We start from the raw sequence: 25,781 nt of genomic DNA, 5'->3' as shown, positions 1-25,781 counted from the left end.
TAAGGGAGGGTAGCCGCGATCGTCGAACTCGCGGCTACTTCTGTTGGTCGGGGAATAGGTTCGCAAGTCCCGCGAACGGAAGATTCTCGAAGTGGTCGGTTTTGTAGACGACTTCGCTTTCGAATTTAGGTTCGTCGCTTAGCTTATTGCGGCGGAATTGGAACTGATCGAATAGCTTTACGAGAATTTGCGCGGTGTTAATGGCATCGTCCATGGCGCGATGATGGGATCCCGAGAAAGGGATCTCCAGCATTTCTAATGCGGGCTTTAACCCCATTTGCTGATGCTTCTCGAGCTTGTATATTTTGGATAGCATTTTTTGCAGGTTATTATGGTTCACGATCCAGTCGGTTGAAATTTGATGCTGGCGGCATTCCTGGACAAGCTGTCGCTGATCGTCAGGTCCCCATGCGCAAAGAAAATACTCTTCGTCGCCCATCCATTCCGTATATTCTCGAATGACCTGCGCTAGCGTCCCGGCCGTATTAACGTCCTCTTGAGTGATTCCGGTAAAAGAGGTCGTATCCTCGGTCAGTTGGGTAACGACGACAGGTCTGACGAACGATTGAAAGGTATCGATGATTTGCGGGGTTTCTCCGACTAAACCGACTTTAGCCGCTCCGATCTCGATGATTTCAGCAATCTGGCCTTTCTTGCGTCGAACGGTCATTTCCAAATCATAGACAATAATGGTCACTTCATGCACCTCTAAGACATTCCGATAATGGGTTTGTTCCTTAGTTATTATAGTCTTATGCGGGTCATTTGTCAGTGTGGAAAATAATCTACAATTTCACCTAAAAATAAACAGCCTGCTGACCAAGATCAGCAGGCTGTCTAAGGTTACCGTTCTACAAGGTCGGCTTAAAGAACATGAACAGGAAGAGGATGATGCCGAAGATAGCCGCTAAGTAATTCAGGTTGTTAACTTTCGAAACGTCGACTTGCAGTTCGGAAGAAACGGTTTGATCGACGGGATCAGATGAAGCCATCGCCTTGGCGACGAGTTTCTTAGCGGCTGGAGCCATGAAGCCGACGACGATAATTTGGATGATGACGTAGACGGCTAGTGAGCCATAAATCCATAGTTGCTTGAATCCATAGTCGCCTAGCCAGGCAAGTAAAATACCGCTCAGAACCGCAACCGAGCCCAATATTTTCGGAAACTTCTCCAATAGAGGGATAAAGGTTAAGGAGCTTTTAAGCTGACCAAGCGTTTGTCCTTTGCGCAGGAGAACATGGCTGAAGTATGTAGGACCAATTCCGATAATTGCGGATAGAACATGAATGGCCACGAGAATATTGAGCCAATCTTCCGGAAGTCCAATATAGCCGTTAAATGACATCGAATAACTTCACCTTCCAATTTTTGGACTAATGACCATTAGAATAGTATCACGTCGACACAACTTCGACAATATTTACTTTATTGCGGCACGAAATTTGATCGACGGCTCTCCATAAGGTACAATTTAAAATCTAGCGTAACTAGCATAATTAAGCACACAACGGGAGGAACAAACATGAGCACATTTTCACAACGATTATCCTCAATGCGCCAAGGACTTAAAGACCAAGTCACGAAGTTTAAAAATAAAGATTTCATGGACGCTGTTGTAGCCGGGTGCGCGATTGTTGCTGCGGCGGACGGGAAGATCGACGCCTCCGAGAAGCAAAAAATGGTAGGTTACATTAACCACAACGAAGAACTCAAAGTATTCGAAATGGCAAAGGTGATCGAGAGATTCAATTATTTCACGAATCAGTTCGACTTCGACCATTTGATCGGTAAAGCGGAAGCGATGAAGCCGATTCTCAAATTTAAGGACAAACCGGATGTTGCGCGCGTTGTCGTCAGCGTTTGTTGCGCGATCGGTGCTGCCGATGGAGATTTCGATGAGTTGGAGAAAAACGTCGTCAGAGAAATTTGCAGAGCTGTTAACCTTCCTGCAGGCGACTTCGGTCTGTAGAATACCTCTGTGAAAGTTTGATAGAGTCCTAAATAAAGCGCCGACCAACGCCGTCGGCGCTTTTTCGTGTTTCCACTCACCGTTTAGCCTTATAAAACTCGTGATAGAGCTTCATCAGAGCTCTCTTTTCTATCCTCGATACGTAGGATCTCGATATTCCCAGTTCCCGTGCAATCTCGCGCTGCGTCCGCTCGTCCCCGCCGCCATCCAATCCGAACCGCCCTCGTATGACCTCTTGCTCGCGATCGTCAAGAATGTCGAGATTGCGGTATATTTTACTTTTCTCGATTTTGAGCTGGACCTTCTCGACGACCTCATCCGGTTCCGTCCCCAAAATATCCTGCAACGTAATTTCGTTGCCCTCTTTATCCGTTCCGATCGGGTCGTGCAAGGACACGTCCTTGCGTGTTTTCTTAAGCGACCTTAAATGCATAAGTATTTCGTTCTCGATACACCGGGCGGCGAAAGTAGCCAGCTTCGTCCCTTTGTTGGGCTGGAAGCTCTCGATCGCTTTAATGAGCCCGATCGTTCCGATGGAGATGAGATCCTCCAAGTCCTCCCCGGTATTGTCGAATTTTTTGACAATATGGGCGACCAAACGCAAGTTGTGCTCAATGAGCAGGTTGCGGGAAACGGGGTTACCCTCCGCAAGCCGTTGCAAATGTAGAGCCTCTTCATCATCGGTCAGAGGCTGCGGGAAAGCGTTGTTCTTGACATAGGAGACAAGAAGGGACAATTGCTTCAAGAACAGGGCTATCGATGTAATAAAACCGGGCACGGGAAGGCCACCTCCGGATGTGGGGATCGGCTTTGCGGGAAAAGAAGCATTACCATTGTATGTGGGTTTACGCCTATCCGTGCCTGTTCCAGAGCATTAAAGTAAATTGGCCGAATGATTGGATGCCACTATGGGGAATAATTATCGCGATGAGCATGATGTTATTTTCCATGGAGGTGGTTTCTATGGCCGCAAAAAGTACCGGGAGTGGAACAAAGTCTTACAAGCCGGTATCCATGTCGTCCAAAGAGTACCAAGCATTCGCCAAAGCAAGGGAACCTTCCCGGTCCATATGGACGAATTGCCTGAGGGCATTTTTGGTAGGAGGGGTTATTTGTGCCATCGGTCAAGGGGTCACGCAGTTTTTTATTACCGTATTCCACATGTCGTCTAAGGATGCCGGTAATCCAACGGTGGCTGTCATGATCCTGTTGTCGGTTATTTTGACGTGCCTCGGTATCTATGACAAAATCGCGCAATGGGCGGGCGCCGGGAGCGCCGTTCCGGTGACCGGATTCGCGAACTCCATGTGTTCCGCGGCGATCGAACATCGCAGCGAAGGTTTGGTGCTCGGCGTCGGAGCGAATATGTTCAAGCTGGCCGGATCCGTCATCGTATTCGGCGTCGTGGCTGCTTTTATCGTCGGCATTATCTACTGGATATTCGGAATAGGAGCATGGCATGATACTTCAGGGTAAACGCACTTGGGTATATCCGAAACCTCCCGTAATCATCGCTACCGGAACGGTCGTCGGCCCTGATGAAGGGCTGGGGCCGCTCGCTTCGGAGTTCGATTTGGTGCACCCGGATTTAGAGATGGGTCAGTCAACCTGGGAGAAATCCGAGAGATTGTTGTTGGAGCAAGCATCGGATATTGCCTTACAGCATGCGAAGCTATCGAAAGACAAGCTGAATTTCTTCGTGGGCGGAGATCTGATGAACCAGATCATTAGCAATTCGTTCGCGGCGCGCACGTTAGGCGCACCTTACATCGGTGTTTTCGGTGCGTGCTCGACTTCCATGGAATCGCTCGCCGTAGCTTCCTTGATCGTCTCCTCAGGCGCGGGGGATTATGTCATGGCGGGCACTTGCAGCCATAATTGCACGGCAGAGAAGCAATTTCGCTATCCGACGGAATACGGATCGCAGAAGCCTCCGACGGCGCAATACACGGTGACGGGGGCGGGTGCCTCCATAGTTGCGCAAGAAGGGGACGGCCCGATCATCACTGCAGCTACAATCGGTAAAATCATGGATTTGGGCATTAAAGATCCTTTTAACATGGGGGCGGCGATGGCGCCTGCGGCGGTGGATACCATTCAGGGGCATCTTCAGGATACCGGAAGGGAGCCCGGGTATTACGATCTGATCGTAACTGGCGATTTGGCAGGCGTAGGGCATCCTCTCGCAAGCGAAATGTTGCGCAGAAACGGAGTTCCGATGGATCAGACGAAATTCCAGGACTGCGGGCTCATGATTTACGACGTGCAAAATCAGAAAGTGCAAGCAGGTGGCAGCGGGTGCGCTTGTTCCGCGGTCGTGACCTACGGCCATCTTCTCAAACGAATTCATAAAGGGGAATTGCGCCGGATACTCGTTGTTGCCACGGGAGCATTACTCAGTCCGATATCGTATCAGCAAGGGGAAAGCATTCCCTGCGTAGCGCATGCGGTCGCGATTGAAGCTCCGAACTCTCTGAAGCAAGGAGGAGCCGCAATATGATGGCTTTTGTATGGGCATTCGTTGTCGGCGGCGCGATCTGCGTCGTAGGACAGCTGCTATTCGACGTTGTTAAGCTTACGCCCGCGCATACGATGTCGTTATTAGTCGTAATCGGAGCGGCGTTAGACGCCGTCGGGTGGTATGATCCGTTGGTCGATTTCGCCGGAGCGGGAGCTACGGTACCGATCACCAGCTTCGGCAACGCATTGGTGCACGGAGCGTTGACGGAGCTTCAGAACGTCGGATGGATTGGCGTCATTACAGGCATATTCAGCGTAACGAGCGCGGGCGTTTCCGCGGCGATTGTATTTTCTTTTTTGGCCGCTTTGGTCGTGAAACCGAAAGGCTAACGGCAGTTTTCCGACCCATATATTGTAAAAACAGCCAAACCCAAAATGGGTTTGGCTGTTTTTCTATTGAAATTTGGAAGAAACTAAAATTTACGATCCCATCCAAATTCCGGTATAATGAACAAGGGACTATATAATAAACATCAAAGTAGATTCCATAGGAGGAACGGAGAAATGGATCATCATGCCGCGATGCAACTAGTAGATCAAATCAAACGAAATATGGAATCGTGCATTTATGGTAAGAAAGAGGAAATCGCTTACATGCTCACCGCTTTGCTTGCAGGAGGGCATGTACTCATCGAAGACGTACCTGGGACGGGGAAAACCCAGATGGTGAAAGCACTAGCTTTGTCGATCGGCGGCGTGTTCCATCGTATTCAATGTAATCCGGATTTATTGCCTACGGACATTACCGGGGTATCCATCTATCATCCGAAGCTGGAGCAGTTTGTGTTCAGGCCGGGTCCGGTTATGGCCAACCTGTTGCTAGCCGACGAGATTAACCGGGCTACTACGAAGACGCAATCCGCGTTATTGGAAGCGATGGAGGAACGAAGAGTTTCCGTCGATGGAGAGACGCACGTTTTACCGCATCCTTTTATGTTATTCGCCACCCAGAATCCTATTGAATTCGAAGGAACATACAACTTACCAGAAGCGCAGCTAGACCGTTTCTTGATGAAAATCAAATTAGGTTACCCGGATGAGGTGTCCGAGAAGCGCTTAATTCTTGAGCCTGGAGCGAGTCGCGCAGCCGAATCCTTGAAGGCGGTCGCAACGGTAGAAGACATTGCCGAAATGCAGCGGTTAGCGGAAGCCATTCATCTAGAAACGACAGTCGCCGATTACCTGGTTGCCCTTATACGCGGAACCCGCCAGCATTCGGGCGTATTGCTCGGGGCAAGCCCGCGGGCTGCCGTTGCTCTCGCATCCGCATCCAAAGCTTATGCGTTCCTTAACCATCGGGCTTTCGTATTGCCGGATGACGTGAAAGCGATGGCTCCGCTCGTACTTAGCCATAGACTGCACTTGCGCTCCGAAGCTAGAATGCAGGGCGTTACGACCGTGCAAGTGTTGCAGGACGTTCTGCGTCTGTTGCCGGTGCCCGTAGGGATGGAGCGATAATCATGTCGCGGCTTCATTTCCCACGCGCTTGGTGGCTAAGCGCGCTTCTATACGTCACGGCTTTTTGCTACTTGCTTTTTCAAGGCGGAAAAACCTCTCTTATGCTTTTCGTAATTCTTAACGCGCTTTGTGTCTATTTGATGCTTGGACGATGGAGCGGCATCGGCGGCGTACAAGGCGTACGAATAACGGAAATGGATGAAAAAAGTTCTACTCTTCTTACCGCAGGGATGAGGCTGCAAGTTAAGCTGCGAATGCAAATTCCCGGATTTTGGCCGCTTCCATACATTATCGTTAGGGAGAAGCTAATACGCTCCACGGGCGGGGAATCGCAATTATACGAGATGTCCTTCGTGCCGGATTACCGGCGCAGGGGAGAAGTTCAGTTCGAGACAGCTCCGCTCAGAAGAGGAAGATATGAATTCCAGAAGACGGATTGCTCGACACGGGACATCTTCGGCTTGTTCGAGCATCGGGGCTCTTTCGCCCAACCGATGCGTATTCAAGTGTTACCTCGCACGATCGCGCTGAAGGACTGGCGGCTGTTTCGCAAGTCGCAGCGGGGGGTATTCCAACATACGTTCAACTCGTTATGGGCAAGAGAAACAACGCAGATTGACGGGGTTAGGGAATATATTCACGGGGATCGCCTATCGCGGATTCACTGGAATGCGACAGCCAAGACCGGACAGTGGAAATCCAAGGAGTTCGAAAGGGAAGCCCTTCCCCGCGTCGTGTTCGTATTGGACCGGAAACAGTCCTCCTATAGAGCAGCGGACCAGTTCGAGCTCGCCGTCTCCGTGGCGGCTTCTTTGCTCGAATTAACGATTACCAAAGGAATGCCTATTGGCTTCGTCTCGGCGGGCGAGTCTTCCTATTGGTTCGGACAAGACCGGACGCCTACTTCCCGGGATGAGCTCTTGCAGCATCTGGTGGATGTCGAAGCGGACGGAACGTTATCTCTCGGAGATTTGCTTTGCCAAGTGGCCGAACGTTACGAACCGGGCATTCACATTGTCATTATCGGATCGTCTACGGACGAGCAGACAATTAAAGCCATGAGCGCGCTGGAAGGCAAGCGAATGGTTCCGAGCGTCATTCATATCTCGGACCCCCATCAGCTACCGGATGATACGGCAAAGCTTCGCCATTGGCAATCTTTATGCCAATCCAAGCAATGGGAATTTTGCTCCTTGTCCCAATTGGATAAACTTCCCCAAGCATTGGGGGTAGCGAGCGCATGAAGCTAAGAATAACGGAACAGTTTTGGCGGCAATTGGTGTTGGAGCGGCTTCATAGGTTGCTTGTGATCGTCATCGTATTGCAATTAATCCAATGCTTGTCTGACTATTGGTGGGAAGAAACTTATTTCATCGTTTATGGGGTATTGACGGTAACGGCTATTACGGAATTGCTTATTACCCGATTAATCGGCATAAGATTGGCCATATCTGGCGTAGCCGCGATAGGGTTCATACTATTGAAAATCCCGATTGAGTGGCAGGGGTGGCCGGACAGTTGGAAAAGTTGGGCTAACGTAAAAGATTTTATCGTCGTTCACTCCGAGCAGTTCCATCCTTTTATTGAATTAACGATCGGCGTTGTTGCCCTCGTTCACGTGCTGTCGTGGATAGGCTCGAGGCGCGTAGGCGCAATCGGCGTGATCGTGTTATCTATTACAGTCATGGCCGCGATCGATTCTTTCTTTCCGCTCGAGTTATGGCACAACATTGCTTGGATCGTTACCGCAGGATTAGCTTGGCTGGTCGTTCTTCATTTAAGGCAACTGCAGATTCGGCATCCGGACAGCTGGGAAGCGTTGGCTGAAAGGCCGCTCGATATCGCTGTTCCTGCCGTATTGATTATCGTAATCGTGCTTCTAGTTGGAATTCTCATGCCCCGTGCACCCGTCATTCTCGAGGACCCGTATACGATCTGGACGGAAGCGCAGGGGCGGGAAGTTCCGGCTTTCGGGGGAGATGGCGGCATTCAGAAGGTCAGCTCTTCAGGCAACAAAGGCTCGTCCTTATCGGGCTATAGCAGAGACGATCGCAATATTGGCGGAGGTTTTCAATTTGACTATTCTCCGGTCATGACGATAACGACGTCTCAGCGCAGCTACTGGCGGGGCGAATCGAAGATGGTCTACACCGGCAAAGGCTGGGGAGACAGTAAAAACCAGAATACGGTGCCTGCGGAGATTGGCAAGACCGCTGCCGATATGGAACTAGTACCGCCTAGAGGCGAAGGAACCAAAACGATTGAAGTCGTACAGACGGTCAATGTTGAACGCAAAGGGAAGCAATCCGTGCTGTTCACAGCGAGTCCTGCTGCGACCGTTACGGAGCTTAAGAGCGACAGCAATAGCGGATTGAAGTGGAATCCGGAGGAATGGGAGCTTCGATGGAGTAAACCTGCCCGCGTGGAGACGTATTCGGTCGTTTCTCGAGTGACCATTCTCGACGAGAAAGCATTGCGTGAAACGACTGCATCTTCCGAGAGTTCGCTACCGCTCGCTCCTTATTTGCAACTGCCGGACAGCTTACCGGAACGAGTTCGCGAGTTGGCGAAACAACAAACAACCGGCTTGACGAACGATTACGACCGGGCGAAGAAACTGGAGCAGTATCTGAAGGAAACGTTCCCTTACACGAACACTCCAGACCTGTCTCGTCGCACCAATAAGTCGAATGGAGATTTCGTAGACTCTTTCTTGTTCGAGATCCAAGAGGGTTACTGCGACTACTTCTCGACTTCATTCGTTGTCATGGCTCGGTCGATCGGATTGCCGACGCGCTGGGTGAAAGGGTATTCTACCGGATTCGATCCGTCCGCGCTAGATCGCGCGCGCTTCGGTGGTCCCGAAGAGATTCCCGATCCGACAGGAGCGGGTACTTATACGATACGTAACGCTGATGCCCATTCGTGGGCGGAAGTTTATTTCGAAGGCTTCGGTTGGATCCCGTTCGAACCGACTTCCGGATTTAGCATTCCTCAGCCTTTGCCTGAAGGCGAAGTACTGCAGTCTAACGTGGATACGGAGGTAAACGGAACGCCGGTCGAAGAAGGCACTTTAGATAAGAACAAAGATTGGATTGTTCCGGTCGGGGCGGTTGTCGTCGTACTGATCATCCTATCCTTGATATTCGTAGCTTACCGGAGCAATAATGCCCACAAGCTGTGGAACCGAATTCGCAATCGAGGGAATACGCCGAATCAAAGAGTCGTTCGCGAGATGGAGAGGCTCTTGTCTTTCTTGCAGCGCCAAGGCCTGCGCAGAGAGTCGCATGAGACGATTCGGGAAACCTTTAACCGTTGGGAAAATAAGTTCTCATCCCTTCATCATGAGTTCGAAGAAGCCTTAACGAGCTTCGAGAAGGCTCGGTACGGGCATGATAGCGGCAATAGCCAAACGTTACATGAGTTTACCGAGGCGGCGAATAAGATCCGTAAAGCGCTATGATGGGACAATTAGGAAGTGCGTCTCTACTGAATATAAGGCGATATAGGGGAAGCTCGGGTTACCCGGGCTTTCCCGTCTTTTTTTTGCAAGGCTAGAGGTGGTGTGGTATATTTTGAGGAAAGATCAGCCGTTAACAGACAGGAGTTCTCATTAAGATGTTCAAGCGTTTGCTTCCCGATCAAATCGTAAACACCGTATTTGATATTGATTTGGATGAATTGAAGTCCCGTGGAGTCCGCGGAATCATAACCGATCTCGACAATACGCTGGTAGGCGCCAAAACTCCGCTTGCCACGCCTCAATTGATCGATTGGTTGGATATCGTCAAGGAGCGGGGGTTTCAAGTTGTCATTCTTTCCAATAATAACAAGATTAGGGTAGGCAATTTTGCCGACCCTCTTGGCATTCCATTCATCCCGGCCGCGCGTAAGCCCGGCGGGGCTGCGTTTCGCCGTGCGCTGAGTCTGATGGGACTTTCTGCGGAGCATGCCGTAGTCGTAGGCGATCAAATGCTGACAGACGTATTGGGTGGCCGGCGGGCGGGATTACACACGATATTGGTCACGCCGATTGCCCCGGCAGAAGAAGGCTGGGCAACGCAGATCAACCGGAGAATCGAGAAAATTGCATTAGCTCGGCTGCGGAAAAAAGGACTATGGCCAGATAAGGGAGGACGCTAACCAGATGACAGATCAACACAAGCCTCCTCGTTGCGCGGGTTGCGGAATTCCGCTTCAGAGCGAAGATCAGAAGCGGCCGGGTTTCGTGCCCGCCTCTTCTCTCGACAAGGAAGAAGCCGTATGCCAACGCTGCTTCAGAATCAAAAATTATAATGAAGCGTCATCCGTAACGGTAGATCAGGACGAGTTTCTGAAGTTGCTCGGAGGAATCGCTTCAACGGACAGCTTAGTCGTCCATATCGTTGACTTATTCGATTTTCAAGGAAGTTTGATCTCAAGCCTGCAGCGTTTCGTCGGGAATAACCCGGTGCTGCTGGTCGTTAACAAAATCGACTTGCTGCCTCCGGTCACGAATTGGAACCGGCTGCGGAATTGGGTACAGAAGCAAGCCCGCGAAGAAGGCTTGAAGGTCGCGGACGTTGTGCTGTGCAGCGCCCGACGCAATATCGGATTCGACCGAGTCGTAGAAGCGGTCAACGAATATCGCAACAATAAGGATGTCTATGTAGTCGGAGCGACGAACGTAGGCAAAAGCACGTTGATCAATCGCTTAATTTCGGATTATAGCGATTTGAAGCGCGAGCTTACGGTGTCGCGGTATCCCGGAACGACACTCGATGCCGTCCATATTCCACTCGATGATGGCAAAAGCATTATCGATACGCCAGGAATCGTCTATTCTTGGCGGATGTCGGAAATCGTTCCACGCCATGATTTAGCGTCTCTGTTACCGGACAAACCTCTAAAACCGTTGACGTACCAATTAAACGAGAAGCAATCGTTGTTTATCGGAGCTTTGGCGCGATTTGATTTCTTGGAAGGGGAACGCCAATCGTTCACGGTGAACCTATCCGGCGGATTGACGGTTCATCGTACGAAGCTGGAGCGGGCGGATGAGCTGTACGAGCAACATCGCGGAGTGATGTTAAGTCCGCCTAGCTTAGAGGATCTGGAGACATTTCCGGCTTGGACTCGGCATCGCCTTAGAATTGCTCCAAACTCGAACCAGGATATTTTCATTTCGGGCTTGGGATGGATTCAGGCGAACGGAAAAACAGGCGCGACCGTAGACATTCACGCACCGCGTGGAATTAAAGTCATGTTACGGGACAGCATGATGTAACCGGGCAGCCTCTTTATGGGAGAGGGGATAACATAGAATGGATAGTCATACCGTATTATTCGGAGTCATCGGCGACCCGATTCGCCACTCGAGATCTCCGATCATGCTGAATCGGGCATTTCGGGAGTCGGGCATTAACGGTGCCTATGCGGCATTTCATGTTACTCCGGATACGCTTGAAAAAGCGATAGCCGGTGTTCGTGCATTGGGATTTAGAGGCTTAAACGTAACGATACCGCATAAGGTCGAGGTCATGGCTTATCTTGACGAGATTAGCGATGGCGCTAAAGCGGCCGGAGCCGTCAACACGATCGTCAACGATAACGGACGGTTGATCGGATATAACACGGACGGCATCGGTTATGTTCGTTCTTTGAAGGAAGAAGCCGAACCGAACTTAAGCGGCCAAACGATCGTCGTGTTAGGTGCAGGCGGAGCCGCTAGGGGAATCGTATGGGCGTTGGCTCAAGAAAATCCCGCAGCGATTCTGATCGCCAACCGAACGGAAGCGAAAGCGGTCGAGCTTGCGGCGTCGTTCTCGCCGGACGACCGAATCGCTGCGATTCCGTGGAGCGGCCTGCGCGAGGCCTGCTCCTCCGCGGACGTCGTCATCAATACGACTTCCGTAGGCATGTCGCCGAATATCGGCGATCTCCCTCTCGATCCTTCCTGGCTCAAGCCGGGATCGGTCGCGAGCGACCTGATCTACAACCCGCTCAAGACGGCGTTTTTACAGCAAGCGGAGCAGCTTGGCTGCCGCGTTCACGGTGGCTTGGGCATGTTCATTTACCAAGGCGCCTACGCCTTCGAGTACTGGACCGGCCAGCCCGCCCCAGTCGACGCGATGCGTTCGGTCGTCCTTGAATCTTTTGGTAAATAAAAAAATCATGGACTCGCAAAGGTACGGAGGAAAATGGGTGATACGGAAAGTTTACGTCCGCCTTTAAAATCGAGTTGTATCCACATAATTAATTCAAAGAACAACTTGATTTTAACAGCGGTGGAGTAGCACTCATTTTTCGGAGTACCTGTCTGCCGGGTCCACAACTAATGAAAGCAGGAATTGAAATGTTAACAGGAAAACAAAAACGCCATCTCAGATCGCTAGCGCATCACCTTACCCCGATTTTCCAAGTCGGCAAAGGCGGCACCAACGATAACTTGATTCGCCACATCGAAGAAGCGATCGAAGTACGCGAACTGATCAAGATTTCCGTCCTTACGAACTGCGACGATGATCCGCGCGAAATCGGCGCAGAGCTTGCCGAGAAATCGGGTTCGGAGTTAGCACAAGTCATCGGCAAAACGATCGTGCTCTACAAAGAATCCAAAGATCACAAGCAGATCGTGCTTCCTCGCAAATAATGATCGGAAAGGCGGAAGCCTATGCGTAAGATCGGTTTGCTCGGCGGAACGTTCGATCCTATTCATAATGGCCATTTGCTGGCGGCGCAAGCCGCGCTTGAAGCCGTCAAGCTCGATGAAGTCTGGTTTATTCCGACATTAACGCCGCCTCATAAGCCGCAGCCTGGGGCGGATAGCTCGTCGAGACGGCTTATGCTTGAAGCGGCGATCTCCGGAAATCCGGCTTTTAGAGTAGAAGATATCGAACTGAGGCGGGCAGGCACATCCTATACGATTGATACGGTTACGGCGCTGCAGGAGCGGCATCCGGATTTGAATTTCCATTGGATCGTCGGCTCCGATATGGTCAAGGACTTGCCGAATTGGCGGGAGATCGACAACCTTGCCCGGCGCGTAACTTTTATCGGCTTGGAAAGACCGGATCAGCCAGGAGACGACTCCTTGCTTCCTGATTTCATAAGGAGCCGTCTTATTCGGGCGTCAATGCCCCCTATGGGCATTTCTTCATCCGAGATCAGGCGGAGGCGTAAGGAAGGCGGCTCTATTCGCTATATGCTCCCGGAATCGGTTGTCGAATTCATTCAAAGGAATGGCTTATATGAATCTTGAGACGTTAAGGGAAGCGACAAGGCAGCAGATGCCCGACAAAAGGTGGAAGCATACCCTCGGGGTAGTGGACACCGCGATCAAGCTAGCCAAGCGTTACGGCGGCGATCCCGACAAGGCGGAGTTAGCCGCGTTATTGCACGACTATTCGAAAGCATGGGCGATCGATCGGATGGAAGCCGTCATACGCCAACACGATTTGCCTTCGGAACTGCTCGTGCACGACAAAGAGCTATGGCATGCGCACGTCGGGGCATGGGCCGTGGAAAGCGAGCATGGGATAACCGATGCGGAGGTTTTGGACGCGATCCGCTATCATACATCCGGACGGGAAAACATGACGAAGCTGGACAAAATCGTTTGTTTAGCGGATTATATAGAACCGGGAAGAGATTTTCCGGGCGTGAATAAACTTCGCGAACTTGCCAAAATTAGCTTGGAAGAAGCGCTCATCTCGGCATTCGGTTCAACGATCGAAGTGCTTGTAGAGCGAGGGAAACGCATTTTTCCATTAACGGTACTGGCAAGGAACGATCTCATTTTGCAATTCAAACTAGCACAAACAAACGAACAATAAACATAGTAAACGGAGGCTGAGACATGGCAGGTAGCGCAGAACAATTATTGAAAGCCGTACTCAATGCAGCAGAAGAGAAGAAAGCCCATGATGTCGTAGCTTTGAACTTGCAAGGAATCTCATTGATTGCCGATTATTTCGTCATCTGTCACGGGAATTCGGACACGCAGGTGTTGTCTATCGCAACGGAAATCCGTAAAAGCGCAGAGCTAAGCGGTAAAAGAGTCCGTATGGAGGGAATGGATACGGCGCGTTGGGTGCTTGTGGACATGGGAGATGTCGTCGCTCACGTATTCCATCGCGATGAACGGGAGTATTACCATTTGGAGCGCTTGTGGTCTGACGCGAAGGCAGTTGAATCCGTATGAACCTAACCGCTGGCACGCTGCAGCACTTGTGGGTTCGCAGGGAAATATCTCCGTACGGCTGGTTCCTCGGTTTCGGACCGGAAGAGGGGCCGGAAGTCCATCTTCCTTACGGCGAGGTTGTCGGTACTAAACCGGAAGTCGATACGGAGATCGAAGTATTCTTGTTCCACGACGACAAGGAGCGGATTACCGCGACCTTGCGCAAACCCCTCATCGTACTGGGAGAGATGGCTAAGCTGACGGTTGCTGATTTCCATCCTCATTTCGGGTTTTTCCTGGAGATGGGAATTGGCCGTCAATTGTTGCTCCCGTTAAAGCAATTTCCTCCGGAGCGTAAGAACGTGTGGCCGCAGACCGGAGATGAGCTGTTCGTCGTCATGAAGCAGGACAAAGAAGGACGTATGCTAGCGCGTCTTGCGAAGATCGACGATTTCGCTCCGAAAGTCGTACGGGCACCGACGACTTGGCTTAACGAGTGGCGCGAAGGTTGGGTGACGGACGTCTATCGGGACGGCGTGTTCACTTTGGTAGACGGTGGTCTATTAGGCTTTGGCGTACTCGGATATATCCATGACGCATCGATGACGCATCCGCTGCGAATCGGTCAGAAATTCAGTGGTCGAGTGACGCAAGTTCGCGAGGACGGCCGAGTGTCCCTAAGCATTAAGGCGAGCAAAGAAGTCGGAAGGTTGGAAGACGCGGACCGGATCCTTGCTTTTCTCAAGGAACGGCCGGGCGGAGCGATGCCGTATTCCGATCAGACAAGCGCCGATGATATTCAACGTCGGTTCCAGCTTAGTAAATCGGCTTTCAAGAGAGCGCTCGGGAAGCTGATGAAGGAAGGCCTTATCACGCAGAAGGGCAATTGGACTCATCTGGTTTCGGCTCAAGAAGAGTCGAACGATAAGCCGAACCCGGAGGACGGGAACTCGGCGACTTAGCCTCTAAGCGATATCTGACAGAGACTGGGGAGACAACCATGCGTACTTACCGGCAGTTCGCCGCCGTATATGACCGTTTGATGGAAGAGATGCCGTATTCCGATTGGATGAGCTTCGCTCGCCGATGCTGGGATAAGTACGGCATCCCTAAGACCGTCGTGGATCTCGGCTGTGGAACGGGCAATATGACGATCCCGTTAGCCCGCTCGGGCTTTAGCGTGTTCGGCATCGATATTTCTTCGGAGATGTTATCGGTTGCCCGAAGTAAATGGGACGAACCGCCATCGCGAAGCGGACACCGGGATGAGCCAGGGACGATTCGTTGGCTGCAGCAAGATATGCGGGATTGGGAGCTTCCGCATTCCGTGGATGCGGTTATCAGCTTCTGCGACTGCTTGAACTATTTGACGGAACCGGAGGATATAACGTCCACGATACGTCATACCTATCAAGGGTTGGCACCTGGCGGTTTGTTCCTGTTCGATGTTCACTCCCCTAGGCAATTGGAGAGGTATGCGGAAGAGCAGCCATTCGTCTACGATGAGAAGGATGTCGCTTATTTATGGACGAGCGATTACGATCCCGTTCGGATGGAGATCGAGCATTCGCTTACTTTTTTCATCCAAGAGGAGTCGTCGAACGGTGGAGGAAATGGCGCGTTATACAGTCGTTTCGAGGAGTCCCACGTTCAGAGAGTTTACGATCCCGACTGGATCGCGGAGCAACTGACCGAAGCCGGGTTCGAAATCCTGCATCGTCTAGCCGATTTTACTTGGGATAAGCCGAACGAGGAATCGGAGCGATTGTTTTACGTGGCTCGCAAGCCGGAATAATGTCTATAGCATGAATTGAGGCGTCCTTTCGAGGGCGCTTTTTTTATGGAAATGGGGGAATTCTCTTAGAACATGACAACGGGTTTAGGCGTCGCACCCAAACGGACACAGGAGCCCTTATTTGTGAATTTTAGGTTCGAATCGCTTTCAAACGGACACAGGAGCCTTTATTTGCTCGAAATAGCTCCAAAACGCATGGGGATTTGAGGAATAAGGTCTGTAGTGTCCGTAAGAACTCAGCAACAGAGGTCTGTACGGCAAATAAGGTCTCTGATGTCCGGCAATATCTCAATAAATCGTGTCAAATCGGCTTTGAGGTTAACACCTTCAAGGCCTTTTTGAGCATGACCGTTGAACTAGCGAGCACATCTTAAGCAGCAATCAATCGAGCAAAAATATGACAATATTCCCCGGCGTATAAACCTAAAAACTACCTAAAGAGATGATATTCGACAAAATATTACAATTTTCAACAAAAAAAGAGATATACACTAAAACAACTAGATGCTATACTCTCCTTGTCAAGAGGAATTGAAAGAATTGAATAGTATATTGACAATTTTGAGGATATATGTTTTCAAAAAAATTAAAAACCAATACCAGTTAACTTTGGCCGGTCGGCTGGTATTGGTTCCCGTGATTGCAACTTTGATGCACTGCATAAAGTCGCTTATTTGTCATTCTATCATAAACGTAATTTTCAGTGCAAGACTGCGATTAAAAGCAGCGATTACGAAATTCCATTCTCCGATTAAAGGTGTGGTGCTCCTTTGAAGAAACCGGTAGCCGTCGTGATCGGTATTCTGCTAACGCTTATACCTCTACCCATCTACTTTTTGGCCCAACAGCACTCGGCAGCCCAACAGAATTCGTTAGCTCAACAGCAGAGCGAAGGAACTATCGTCAGGGAGGCGAGCGCCAACGGTTCGCATTATATCGTCTACGCGAAGGGCGATACCCTCTACCTTAAAGAGACGAACGCAAATACGACCACGCCGCTACGCAAAGTAACCGGCCAAGTCGCTCCCATCATGAAGATATCCAGCAGCAAACCCGTTGCGGAATTTGCATACTTAACAGAAACCTCTCTGATCGATCCGTCAAGCTTAAGGCTTAACATACATCCGTCAATTCCTTATACATACGATTCAACATTAGAGAACACCTCGGCTTATCTGGAGACATTGCATCAAGATGGTTGGCGAACGATAGGTCTTTACGCAACAACGAATTACATCGACATCTATTTGGAGAAAAAGGCTATCGTATCCCGGGTTATCGTTCTGAAGAACAGCATCAAAGTATTTCACGATATTCAAGGACCGCTGCCCGATCCGGAGCAATTTGTCAGCAAGTGAGCATTCAGGGTTCAAACGCAAAGTGAATGATTATTAAGATTCTCTTGGAGGATGTAAATATGAATATCGAATGGAATTGGAAGACGATTGTGGTCTTAATAAGCATAATAGTGCTATTCATACTGACCAACGTCGGTCAATACTTCATTTTGTGGGGACCTAAGCAAGAGGCTATGACCAAGAAGTTCGAAGAGGAGAAGGCGGTATTGCAGGCTACAATCGACGAATACGGTCCGATGGTCGGCATCTGGACGGTGAAGGAAGGCGCTTCCGAATTGTTCCCCGGCAAGACGATCGAGGAAACCGATTTGGAACTTCGGGAAATACCGCAATCATTGCTGACGAGAAGTTTTATTCTAGACCCGGAAGCGATTATCGGCAAATACTACCGAATCGGATTGAATTCCGGCACTCCGCTCAGCATGGACTTCGTCATGGACGATCCGATCGACGACACGACCCGGGATTACGACGTCGTCGCGAACGTGCTACCGATCGGCATCAAGGTGGGCGATTATATCGACTACAGAATCGTCTATCCGCGCGGAGAAGATTTTATCGTCCTCACCCATAAGCGCATTGAGGCGATTCATGACAAGACAATGAAGCTGCGGATGACGGAAAACGAAATTCATTTCTATCAAGCGGCATTAGTCGATTATTTCCTACAAAAGAGTGATGGAGCCACATTGTATATGGCGAGGTATGTCGAACCGGGTATTCAGAAACCGGCTATCGAATACTATGCGATTCCGAAAAACATCCAATCGATCATGATGCTTGATCCGAATGTAGCAGAGCAAGTCAACGGCGAGATAAACGATACGAGGAGAAAAATTATCGACGCGGCTATTCTAAGTGTTACGGCAGAGATTGGATCGGTGATTTCGTCGGGTAGAAGCGAGATACAAGGGAAAATCGACAGCGGGGCAACGCAGTTGGAGAACGACGCGAAGGCATTAATGGACTTGCAAGCGCAGAATGCGCTGAATTCCCAGCCAGATCAGGGTACGACGACACAGCCATCCTCGGGAACGCCTAAGTCATCCAACTCCTCATCCTTCACCGTCGAGGAAGGAGTCGTAGAATAATGCTAATCGGTGTATACGGATATACGGATAAGCGCCCCGTCATCTATGCGCTCATGAAATTGCTGCAAGCTACCGGAGACGTCGCATTGTTCAGCAACAACCGGCACTACAAGCGGCTGCTGGCGCCAGGAGAATCGCAGGGGCATCTTGCAAATATGATGATTGCTATCTCGGATGCTTCGCCGGATGAAATATTCGAAGAAGTAGGTTATACGCAAGACGATTTCGAGCATGTCATCTTCGATATTCAGGATACATTACCGGAGAATCTGTCTCAGATTATTTACGTCAAGAGCTATGCGCCTAACGAAGAGGAGCAAGCCTTCCTAGATATTCTGGGCAATTACAAGACGATCAAGTTGACCTATGACCGCAAGCGCGAGAAAGATGCAATCAACGTATCGCCGCTAGCTTCGCTTTGGAAAAACGTGGAGGAGATCGAGACTTATCGTATCCTGAACCCAGTACCGTCACCGGAATTGAATAAGGGACTAGCCACAATGCTGGCGCCAGAGCTTAATCTAAAATTCAAAACAGCTCTTAAGCTGCTGACGAGGAGGTGGGGCAAATGAATATCGCCGTTATCTCTCCGGACCGAAGGCAAGGGGGCACGACAATCAGCGTACTCTTGGCGGTAGCTTTGGCACAGACGCAGAATCTATCAACTTGCCTTACTTATACGGGGAACAACAACAAAGCGATGGCAGGCGTGCTTGGCTTAAAGTCGACGGAGGACATGACGAGGAACTTAACACAAGTTATCAAGATGCTAGAAGCCAATGCCATCTCGCGAGACGAAATTCAGGATTACTGCATCAAGGTGCCGAACGTTCCTAATCTGCAAGTGATCGAGACGGCCTCGGAGACGGTATCTTATGAAGATAGCGCTAAGCTTATCAGGTTTGCCATCGAAAGTCTGAACCACGAGATCGTCATCACGGACGTTACGACGGAAATCTACGATGAAGTAACGCAGTCGGTCATCGACAATGCCGATCTGATCATTATGGTCCTGACCCAATCGAAGGACGTCGGAGATAAGCTAGCCTATTGGGAAACGGCCGAAGTGATCAAACATCTGAACGCCAAAGGTCTCGTGTACGTGTTTAACCAATATGATCCGTACGTCGAGGCTTTCAGGGAGACGACCAAGCGACTCGGCTTGAGGCACAGACGCTGCGCCAAGATCAGCTACAATCCGTTCATCAGACGGACAAGCAATAGAGGGAACCTGCAAAGCATCCTGTCTTTTATTCTCGATAAAGATCCGCGCGTCATCGAGCTTCATAACGATCTAAAGGAATGCATCATGATGATCTTAGCGAACTTGGGCAGAAAAACCGTTTGGCCGCACAAATAAGTGAGCGCGCCGCACTCGGTGAAGACCGGCTGGATTGGAGGAGACGTTCTTGAATTTAAATACTTTGCTTATCCTAGTAACCCTCCTCGCTATTGTGTTGTTGCTACTCCTTCTATATCTGAAGGCCAAGCGGGAGAAGCCGGACATCGAGCTGTCCGACAAATTGACGTTGGACAGAATTCTGGAGATCGTTAAATACAGTCTCGCAGACATGGTGAAGGATGAAAGTTTCGCGGGAATGGCGGATGAGGAATTCGAATCGTTATATAAGCGAAGGGCACGGATTATCGATGCGATTCAGAACTGCGTATACGGCATCGATTCCGCGAAGCTGATCGTTCAAGACTTGATTAGAAGTCTGATCGCCGATCTGCTGAAGACGGAAGAAGATATTTTGCAGGTATTCGATTTTCATGCGCGCAACTTGGACCAAAGGATCAAGTTCGAGATCCTGATGTACTTCTATAAGAAAACGCACGGCAAGGACGCGCTGGCCGAGTTGATCAACGAATATAGATTGGCGAGAGAACGTTACGAGATCGAGGAAAAGTCGCAGCCTTCCTATTTGATCTCGAACGAGGATATCGACGCCATATATGCGGAGAAAAATTACGAGCTGACGTATCACGTCATGCTGGACATCATTTCCATCATGATTTATCAGCGATACAAGGGTTTCGGCGTTGTCGACACGTTACGAGAGATGAATATCAACGGATTTAACTGCGGAACGTCCGGTTCCATTCTAAGTGCTTTGCTGAACAAAGATAAGGACATTATGAAGGCACCCAGGTCGGTGTGGCTCTATTATAACGGAAAGTACATTCATCTTCGGTTTCTCACTTTTAACTCGGAAGAGGAATTAAGGCGTGTCGTGCAGCTCTTATGCCGTTATAACAACCCGGGGCCATTGACCGAAAAGCGCGGTTATCTGGTCAATACGATGTACGACAAATCGCGGGTGCTCGCGTTAAGGCCGCCGGCCGCGGAATATTGGGCCGTGTTTATCCGTAAGTTCACGCTGAGCGATTCTTCGTTGCCCGCGCTCATCGACAAACCTTACGTTAACAAGGCTTACCTGGCGATTAATCTGGTCATGTATTTGATGATGGGGCAAATTACTTGCGGATTTACCGGACGGCAAGGCGCGGGGAAAACGGTCATGATGACGGCGGCGGTTAAGTACATCGACCCGCGGTACACGGTGCGGGTATTGGAGATGGCGCCGGAGATGTACTTACGGGAGTTATACCCGGAGAGAAACATTTTGTCCGTGCAGGAAACCGAGTACGTATCGGCTTCCGAACTGCAGGATGCGCTCAAGAAATCCGACGCCGCCGTTTCCATCGTCGGGGAAGTCGCGACCGACGCGATCGCCGCCCGGATGATCCAGATGGGGCAGGTCGCATCGATCTTCACGATCTTCTCGCATCACGCCAACATGGCGGAGCAACTCGTCTATGCGATCCGGAACTCGCTCGTGAACGCGGGCGGTTTCACGGGCAATATGATCACCGCCGAGCAACAGGTTATCGACGTTATCCGCGTGGATATTCATCTCAACTATACGACGGACGGACGCCGATATATCGAACGCGTGTCGGAGATCGTCAAGCTTGATGTCAGCGTGCCGTATCCTCAGTACGACGTAGGAAATCCCGTTCATTCGATGAACGAGATTACGAAGGAATACTACACCCGGCAGACGGACCGCCAATCGTTCACGACCCGGGATATTCTGAAATATAACCTGGAGACGGATACTTACGAAACCTTCGATTGGTTTACGACGGAACTGACGCAGAAGATGCTGGAAGTGATGCCGCCGGATAAGCTGAAAGATTTCAAGACTTTTATTCTGGATAACTGGAGGCTGTGAGACGATGCTCACGATACGGCTATGATCTTCCTACTGATTGCGATCATGCTCACGGCAATACTGGGCATCTCAATGGTTGTCGTCTCCGACCGGAAGAAAGCGAAGAAACGCAGACTGACCGGGGCTAGGAAAAGCGGAATCATCTCTCTTGCGACTTACGTCAAAATCAGCAAATTTCTGGATGAATTTTTCTTATCCAGAGGCAGCTTTCGCAGAGTCAAGCAAAGAATGGGCGAGCTATCGGTATATAACTACCAAGAAATTCAGGTTTTATCGGTAAGAATCTATTCGATCTCGATGATTACTTCGATCGCTCTCGTTATTGCTGGAGCTATCATTTTCCGGGATTTGTTCTCGACTTTGCTCGTTCTTTTGTACGCGGTAGTCATGAATACCGTTATCGTCTCCAAGCAAGTCGATAGCGTGCATTATAAGCTGCTGAAGCAGATGTCGATGTCAATCTCATCTTTGCGGCAAAACTATTTGCGCTTGAACTCTATTCCGCAAGCGATCGCCGAAACCGAAACCGGGGCGGAACTGCATCGGGCGTTCGAGGATATTTACCTCATTCTGACGGATGTTGACGGTAAACGGCGCTTGGACGAGTTCTATGCGATGACGCCTTTCCGGTTGTTGTGTACGCTTGCCGGCGTCTGCTACATCCTGAACAATTCCGGGGACACCAAGCTGAGCAACGGTTCCTCCAATTTTTTGCAAGCGATGGGCATGCTGGCGGACGAAGTGAATCTGGAAATCAGAAGAATTACGCTTCAGAAAGCCCGCTTCGGATTTCTCGAGTATTTGCCTATTGCTCCTTTATTCGCCATCGGGGTTATCGAGCGATTTTTTACATCGATCATCCCCGGTACGACGGTTATGTATAACGGTCCGATCGGCTATATTTCCAGAATCGTTATCTTGCTCGCCTCGATTATCGGATACACGGTCATCGTGAAGATCAATAGCGCCGTATCGGTTAAGAAGGACGATCGCAATCCGCTCGTGATGTTCTGTTTGAAGAAGTTTTCTTGGTTCTCCAAAATAGTGAATAATATTCTTCCGAAAAAACAGCTCAAGCGAGGGCGGAAACAGCGAATTATTAAGGGCGCGCTCAGCATGACGGATTTGCGGCATCTGTACGCCAGTAAAATCGTGTTCAGCTTCATTGCATTCGTTATGTGTATTCTCTTTATGTTCTTCGCGGTCAATCTCGGTAAGCAATTCGTTTATTCCAACGTTAAGGAGGTATCTTTGGTCGGCGGCGAGAAGCTGAACGCAAAGGATATTGAAATCCGGAAAAAGATGGATAAGGTTTACCTCGAATTGCCGGCAGCGCTGAGCGAAAGCAAAACGAAGGATTTCGTCAAGCAATACTTATCGAATCTGCCTCCCTTCGATCAAGACGCACAGATCAAGCGGCTGCAAGAAAAATATAAGAGTTACCATAATACATACTTCAGATGGTGGATGATCGTAATCGCGTTCGGAATCGCGATGGCTTGTACCCGAATTCCGGAGTTGCTGCTTAAGGGTAGAACTTGGCTGCTTAAGACGGAGAGCGAAGAGGACGTGCTGCAGCTTCAGACGATGATCTCCATTCTAATGAATACCTCCACCGACACGCTGGATACGCTATTCTGGCTGGAACGTCAAAGCCGGGTGCACAAGAATGCATTGATCGACGCCTACCACGAGTACCCGTCGAATCCGGATTTGGCGCTCAATCGCTTGAAAGCGAAAGCCGTTCTGCCTGGCTTCCGCAGGCTGGTGGACAAGCTGATCCTGACGATTCATCAGATTACGCTCGCCGAAGCCTTCAGCGATCTCGTCACGGAGAGAGATCACGTGCTGCGGATCCGGGAAATCTCTCAGACAACGACGCTCAACAAGAAGAGAGCGATGGTCAGCCCGCTTGCGATGGCGCCGTTAGTCTTGACGGCGGTTCTCTATATTCTCGTTCCGTTGGGCATATTGGGCTTCAGAGAGTTTACGGCGGCGTTATCAAATATCGACATGTAGCCGGGGCAGATTCCATTAAGGGGGTGAGTACAAATTGAGCGATGTGCCATGGGCTCCTATCGTTGCCGTTGTCGTCTTGATCATCGCCGGAGTATGCGTCTTTATGTTCGCGCGCAAGAAAGCTTGATTTGTACGAGACGCAAGAAAATGTAACAAACGATTCTACAAATAAGAGGAGTGAGTAACCAATGGAAGGTGAATTGGGATCAGGCGCGAGGATAGCCATAGCGCTCATTGTTATCGGGGTTATCATTTCGGTTATTTTCGTTATTTTGGGTTTTACGAGAGGCACGACGAACTCGGGGATCACTACGGTGCAGAACTCGATGGACTCGATGTCGCTAGCTCAATTCGACGATTATGACCAGAAGATATTGTCGGGTACGCAAGTGACTTCCGCGATCAAGCTGTTCGACGGAAGGCCGGTGGCTATGGTTGTCCGAACGCGGGCATTAAGACCAGCTACCCCGGCTAATGCTGCAGCTACGATTGGTCACAATTATGGAGCAATACTTGCCAATGCGACTTCAAACAATTTAACAGGAGATCAGCTACTTTATACAACGACGGCAATGACGAAAGCTGTAGCGACTAATGCATTTTATACGGCAAATCTAAATACTACAAACGGCATTATTTACAACATGGTAACGATCCAGACAACAAGATCCGGAACGAATGCCTTCATTAGACCTACTGCCAAATTTATAGCTGAACTCATTCAAGATAACACAGGTACGATCGTGGGCATCTGCTTTACGCAGCAATAACTTTCTTTTTTTGTACTGTTCGGATTCACGAGCCTAATAGGCTCGTGTGTCCTATAGAGTATGGAAATTGCTAGATTTCAGTTGAAACTTATAGCTAAAGGATCTGGAGGAGTCGGATATGAACGAATGGTCGACGACGATATGGGCGAGCATCAGCGCTATGACGGCAGCCCTCGTGCTCACTTTAATCATCACGCTTGGTTCTCTCGCGCGAGAGAGCGCGAATATTCAGCAACAGGACGACAACGCCGTAGCCATAATTAAGGAGTATCGGAAATACAACCAATTCGACGATACGAGTAATTTATATCCGTCGGACGTAATAACGGCCATTACGGAATCCGACGGGATGCCGGCAATATTGGTTTACGGGCTAGGAGGAGTGACTTGGGAATGGACGGCGGATACGTCTAAGAATAATCCGGATCAGTTCGGCACAAATGAACTGGTTAAGTTGAATATAGAAGGCGGTCTATTCGATCCGACGGCAAGGTTCTCCTCGCAGCTTGTTCGCGATCCGAACGGAGCCATCGTACAAATCATATTCAGGAGGTAGTCAAGATGGATAACGAAGTGAGCCATGGGATTCATCTTACCGTAAATATGGTGATCATCGCTGCCATAGTCGCCATGCTGGCGTTATTCATCACGCTTGGCCAAAATTTCAGCAGAAGCGCTCAAACGGTCATTGCGGACAATCAAGCGGGAACTTATGCAGCGGAGTTGAAAGCGATGAGAGAATATGATTCTTCCATTCCAGCAGCTTCGGCTTACGTCCTTCTGATGAAGAACGCCGAATCGCTGCAATCCGTAACGGGTACCGCCTTTGGTATTTCCATTACGAAGACTGAAGATTTGACCTTGCTATTGGATAAGAAAGTCAGGCTGAGTGTCGAGCCGGTGTCAAGCCCGGGAGATACGTCGAGGTCTGACTATGATTACTATACCGTTGAAGTGACGGAGGGGCGCTAATGGAACAATCAGATGACGCTTTCGACCTGATTACGCTAATCTGCGCATTGGTTATCTTCACCCCGATTATGGTGTTCGTTATGGTTCCGTTTCTCAACGGACACGTCGGAGGTTTCGACGTTCAGATCGATAAGACGGCAAGGGTCACCAATGCTGAGATCATTCCCGTTCATCGGCAATTGAAGGCGAATGACGTAGTCCTAATGCTGGCCGTCGCGGACAGATACGGACCCGATCCGAACAAAATAAGGCTTAGCGTTAACGGATCAATAGAAATCAAGATAGACGAAGATTTCTTTGTCAATAAGGCGGAGAAAGTAATCGAAGCAAAAACGGCAATGCCTGTAAACGAGAACGTTAAGCTCCAATTATTTTCTGACCAGCTCGGAATGAGGTTCTGGGACGTACAGCCGGAATAAGGAGGAATA

At 49.9% G+C, this 25,781-nt stretch carries 29 protein-coding genes; 26 read left to right on the top strand and 3 right to left on the bottom strand.

The genetic code is table 11. The features are described 5' to 3' along the window. Positions 1–34: 34 nt before the first annotated feature. Together L3D05_RS17090 and L3D05_RS17085 are read right to left on the bottom strand one after the other, a co-directional pair. The gene (locus tag L3D05_RS17090) at positions 35–697 is read right to left on the bottom strand and encodes a 3'-5' exonuclease (RefSeq protein WP_239617513.1); all 663 of its coding nucleotides are present in this window, start codon (positions 695–697) and stop codon (positions 35–37) included. A gap of 154 nt (positions 698–851) precedes the next feature. Continuing rightward, positions 852–1,346 carry a DUF2269 family protein gene (locus L3D05_RS17085; RefSeq protein ID WP_239617512.1) on the bottom strand — a complete coding sequence of 165 codons (495 nt, stop codon included), beginning with the start codon at positions 1,344–1,346 and terminating at the stop codon, positions 852–854. 177 nt (positions 1,347–1,523) lie between these two features. On the opposite strand from L3D05_RS17085, the gene L3D05_RS17080 reads away from it, so the two are divergent. Then, entirely contained in the window at positions 1,524–1,970 is a 447-nt protein-coding gene (locus tag L3D05_RS17080; protein ID WP_239617511.1) for a tellurite resistance TerB family protein, read from the top strand. Positions 1,971–2,046: 76 nt separating this feature from the next. On the opposite strand, the gene sigK is transcribed toward L3D05_RS17080, so the two are convergent. Beyond that, positions 2,047–2,748, bottom strand: coding sequence for an RNA polymerase sporulation sigma factor SigK (sigK, locus tag L3D05_RS17075; RefSeq protein ID WP_169280001.1), 702 nt, complete (start codon positions 2,746–2,748; stop codon positions 2,047–2,049). Between the two features lie 185 nt (positions 2,749–2,933). Here sigK and spoVAC point away from each other — a divergent pair, with 185 nt between their 5' ends. The 25 genes from spoVAC (at position 2,934) to L3D05_RS16950 (ending at position 25,772) form a co-directional block, all read left to right on the top strand. Next, positions 2,934–3,446 carry a stage V sporulation protein AC gene (spoVAC, locus tag L3D05_RS17070; RefSeq protein WP_239617510.1) on the top strand — a complete coding sequence of 171 codons (513 nt, stop codon included), beginning with the start codon at positions 2,934–2,936 and terminating at the stop codon, positions 3,444–3,446. After that, a complete protein-coding gene (gene spoVAD, locus L3D05_RS17065) occupies positions 3,433–4,470 on the top strand; it encodes a stage V sporulation protein AD (RefSeq protein ID WP_239617671.1) in 1,038 nt (345 codons plus the stop codon). Before spoVAC ends, spoVAD begins: the two co-directional genes overlap by 14 nt. Further along, the gene (gene spoVAE / locus L3D05_RS17060) at positions 4,470–4,820 is read left to right on the top strand and encodes a stage V sporulation protein AE (protein WP_239617670.1); all 351 of its coding nucleotides are present in this window, start codon (positions 4,470–4,472) and stop codon (positions 4,818–4,820) included. The genes spoVAD and spoVAE overlap by 1 nt, the downstream gene beginning before the upstream one ends. Positions 4,821–4,994: 174 nt before the next feature. After that, entirely contained in the window at positions 4,995–5,948 is a 954-nt protein-coding gene (locus L3D05_RS17055) for an AAA family ATPase (protein ID WP_239617509.1), read from the top strand. A 2-nt stretch (positions 5,949–5,950) separates the two neighbouring features. Continuing rightward, positions 5,951–7,192, top strand: a complete 1,242-nt coding sequence (locus tag L3D05_RS17050; RefSeq protein WP_239617508.1) for a DUF58 domain-containing protein — start codon at positions 5,951–5,953, stop codon at positions 7,190–7,192. Beyond that, complete coding sequence (locus L3D05_RS17045) at positions 7,189–9,411, top strand: DUF4129 domain-containing transglutaminase family protein (RefSeq protein ID WP_239617507.1); 2,223 nt, start codon at positions 7,189–7,191, stop codon at positions 9,409–9,411. The genes L3D05_RS17050 and L3D05_RS17045 overlap by 4 nt, the downstream gene beginning before the upstream one ends. Positions 9,412–9,566: 155 nt before the next feature. After that, a complete protein-coding gene (locus tag L3D05_RS17040; protein ID WP_239617506.1) occupies positions 9,567–10,091 on the top strand; it encodes a YqeG family HAD IIIA-type phosphatase in 525 nt (174 codons plus the stop codon). Positions 10,092–10,095: 4 nt separating this feature from the next. Continuing rightward, on the top strand, positions 10,096–11,214 hold the full coding sequence (yqeH, locus tag L3D05_RS17035; protein ID WP_239617505.1) for a ribosome biogenesis GTPase YqeH: 1,119 nt from the start codon (positions 10,096–10,098) through the stop codon (positions 11,212–11,214). 37 nt (positions 11,215–11,251) lie between these two features. Continuing rightward, positions 11,252–12,094 carry a shikimate dehydrogenase gene (gene aroE, locus L3D05_RS17030; protein ID WP_239617504.1) on the top strand — a complete coding sequence of 281 codons (843 nt, stop codon included), beginning with the start codon at positions 11,252–11,254 and terminating at the stop codon, positions 12,092–12,094. A 188-nt stretch (positions 12,095–12,282) separates the two neighbouring features. Beyond that, positions 12,283–12,579 carry a ribosome assembly RNA-binding protein YhbY gene (gene yhbY, locus L3D05_RS17025; protein ID WP_239617503.1) on the top strand — a complete coding sequence of 99 codons (297 nt, stop codon included), beginning with the start codon at positions 12,283–12,285 and terminating at the stop codon, positions 12,577–12,579. 21 nt (positions 12,580–12,600) lie between these two features. Beyond that, entirely contained in the window at positions 12,601–13,188 is a 588-nt protein-coding gene (locus L3D05_RS17020) for a nicotinate-nucleotide adenylyltransferase (RefSeq protein ID WP_239617502.1), read from the top strand. Then, a complete protein-coding gene (yqeK, locus tag L3D05_RS17015) occupies positions 13,178–13,762 on the top strand; it encodes a bis(5'-nucleosyl)-tetraphosphatase (symmetrical) YqeK (RefSeq protein ID WP_239617501.1) in 585 nt (194 codons plus the stop codon). Before L3D05_RS17020 ends, yqeK begins: the two co-directional genes overlap by 11 nt. A gap of 23 nt (positions 13,763–13,785) precedes the next feature. Beyond that, on the top strand, positions 13,786–14,130 hold the full coding sequence (gene rsfS / locus L3D05_RS17010) for a ribosome silencing factor (RefSeq protein ID WP_239617500.1): 345 nt from the start codon (positions 13,786–13,788) through the stop codon (positions 14,128–14,130). Continuing rightward, positions 14,127–15,071, top strand: coding sequence for a CvfB family protein (locus L3D05_RS17005; RefSeq protein WP_239617499.1), 945 nt, complete (start codon positions 14,127–14,129; stop codon positions 15,069–15,071). The genes rsfS and L3D05_RS17005 overlap by 4 nt, the downstream gene beginning before the upstream one ends. Positions 15,072–15,109: 38 nt before the next feature. Further along, on the top strand, positions 15,110–15,904 hold the full coding sequence (locus tag L3D05_RS17000) for a class I SAM-dependent DNA methyltransferase (protein ID WP_239617498.1): 795 nt from the start codon (positions 15,110–15,112) through the stop codon (positions 15,902–15,904). A gap of 770 nt (positions 15,905–16,674) precedes the next feature. Then, entirely contained in the window at positions 16,675–17,262 is a 588-nt protein-coding gene (locus tag L3D05_RS16995) for a hypothetical protein (protein ID WP_239617497.1), read from the top strand. Between the two features lie 59 nt (positions 17,263–17,321). Then, positions 17,322–18,353, top strand: a complete 1,032-nt coding sequence (locus tag L3D05_RS16990; RefSeq protein ID WP_239617496.1) for an SAF domain-containing protein — start codon at positions 17,322–17,324, stop codon at positions 18,351–18,353. Next, positions 18,353–18,925 carry a hypothetical protein gene (locus L3D05_RS16985; RefSeq protein ID WP_239617495.1) on the top strand — a complete coding sequence of 191 codons (573 nt, stop codon included), beginning with the start codon at positions 18,353–18,355 and terminating at the stop codon, positions 18,923–18,925. Before L3D05_RS16990 ends, L3D05_RS16985 begins: the two co-directional genes overlap by 1 nt. Then, on the top strand, positions 18,922–19,713 hold the full coding sequence (locus tag L3D05_RS16980) for a CpaE/TadZ family protein (RefSeq protein WP_239617494.1): 792 nt from the start codon (positions 18,922–18,924) through the stop codon (positions 19,711–19,713). Before L3D05_RS16985 ends, L3D05_RS16980 begins: the two co-directional genes overlap by 4 nt. Before the next feature lie 49 nt (positions 19,714–19,762). Further along, positions 19,763–21,592 carry a CpaF/VirB11 family protein gene (locus L3D05_RS16975; protein ID WP_239617493.1) on the top strand — a complete coding sequence of 610 codons (1,830 nt, stop codon included), beginning with the start codon at positions 19,763–19,765 and terminating at the stop codon, positions 21,590–21,592. Between the two features lie 21 nt (positions 21,593–21,613). Beyond that, positions 21,614–23,611, top strand: a complete 1,998-nt coding sequence (locus L3D05_RS16970; RefSeq protein WP_239617492.1) for a hypothetical protein — start codon at positions 21,614–21,616, stop codon at positions 23,609–23,611. Positions 23,612–23,799: 188 nt separating this feature from the next. Then, a complete protein-coding gene (locus tag L3D05_RS16965) occupies positions 23,800–24,381 on the top strand; it encodes a hypothetical protein (protein WP_239617491.1) in 582 nt (193 codons plus the stop codon). Between the two features lie 118 nt (positions 24,382–24,499). After that, a complete protein-coding gene (locus L3D05_RS16960) occupies positions 24,500–24,937 on the top strand; it encodes a hypothetical protein (protein WP_239617490.1) in 438 nt (145 codons plus the stop codon). Positions 24,938–24,942: 5 nt separating this feature from the next. Further along, the gene (locus L3D05_RS16955) at positions 24,943–25,353 is read left to right on the top strand and encodes a hypothetical protein (protein ID WP_239617489.1); all 411 of its coding nucleotides are present in this window, start codon (positions 24,943–24,945) and stop codon (positions 25,351–25,353) included. After that, positions 25,353–25,772: a hypothetical protein gene (locus L3D05_RS16950; RefSeq protein WP_239617488.1), complete on the top strand. Its 420-nt coding sequence runs from the start codon at positions 25,353–25,355 to the stop codon at positions 25,770–25,772. The genes L3D05_RS16955 and L3D05_RS16950 overlap by 1 nt, the downstream gene beginning before the upstream one ends. Positions 25,773–25,781: the final 9 nt, after the last annotated feature.

It is taken from the genome of Cohnella mopanensis, from assembly GCF_022352055.1.
GTDB classification, from domain to species: domain Bacteria; phylum Bacillota; class Bacilli; order Paenibacillales; family Paenibacillaceae; genus Cohnella; species Cohnella mopanensis.
The sequence above is the reverse complement of the archived record's forward strand: the minus strand, read 5'-3'. Positions and strand labels throughout refer to the sequence as shown.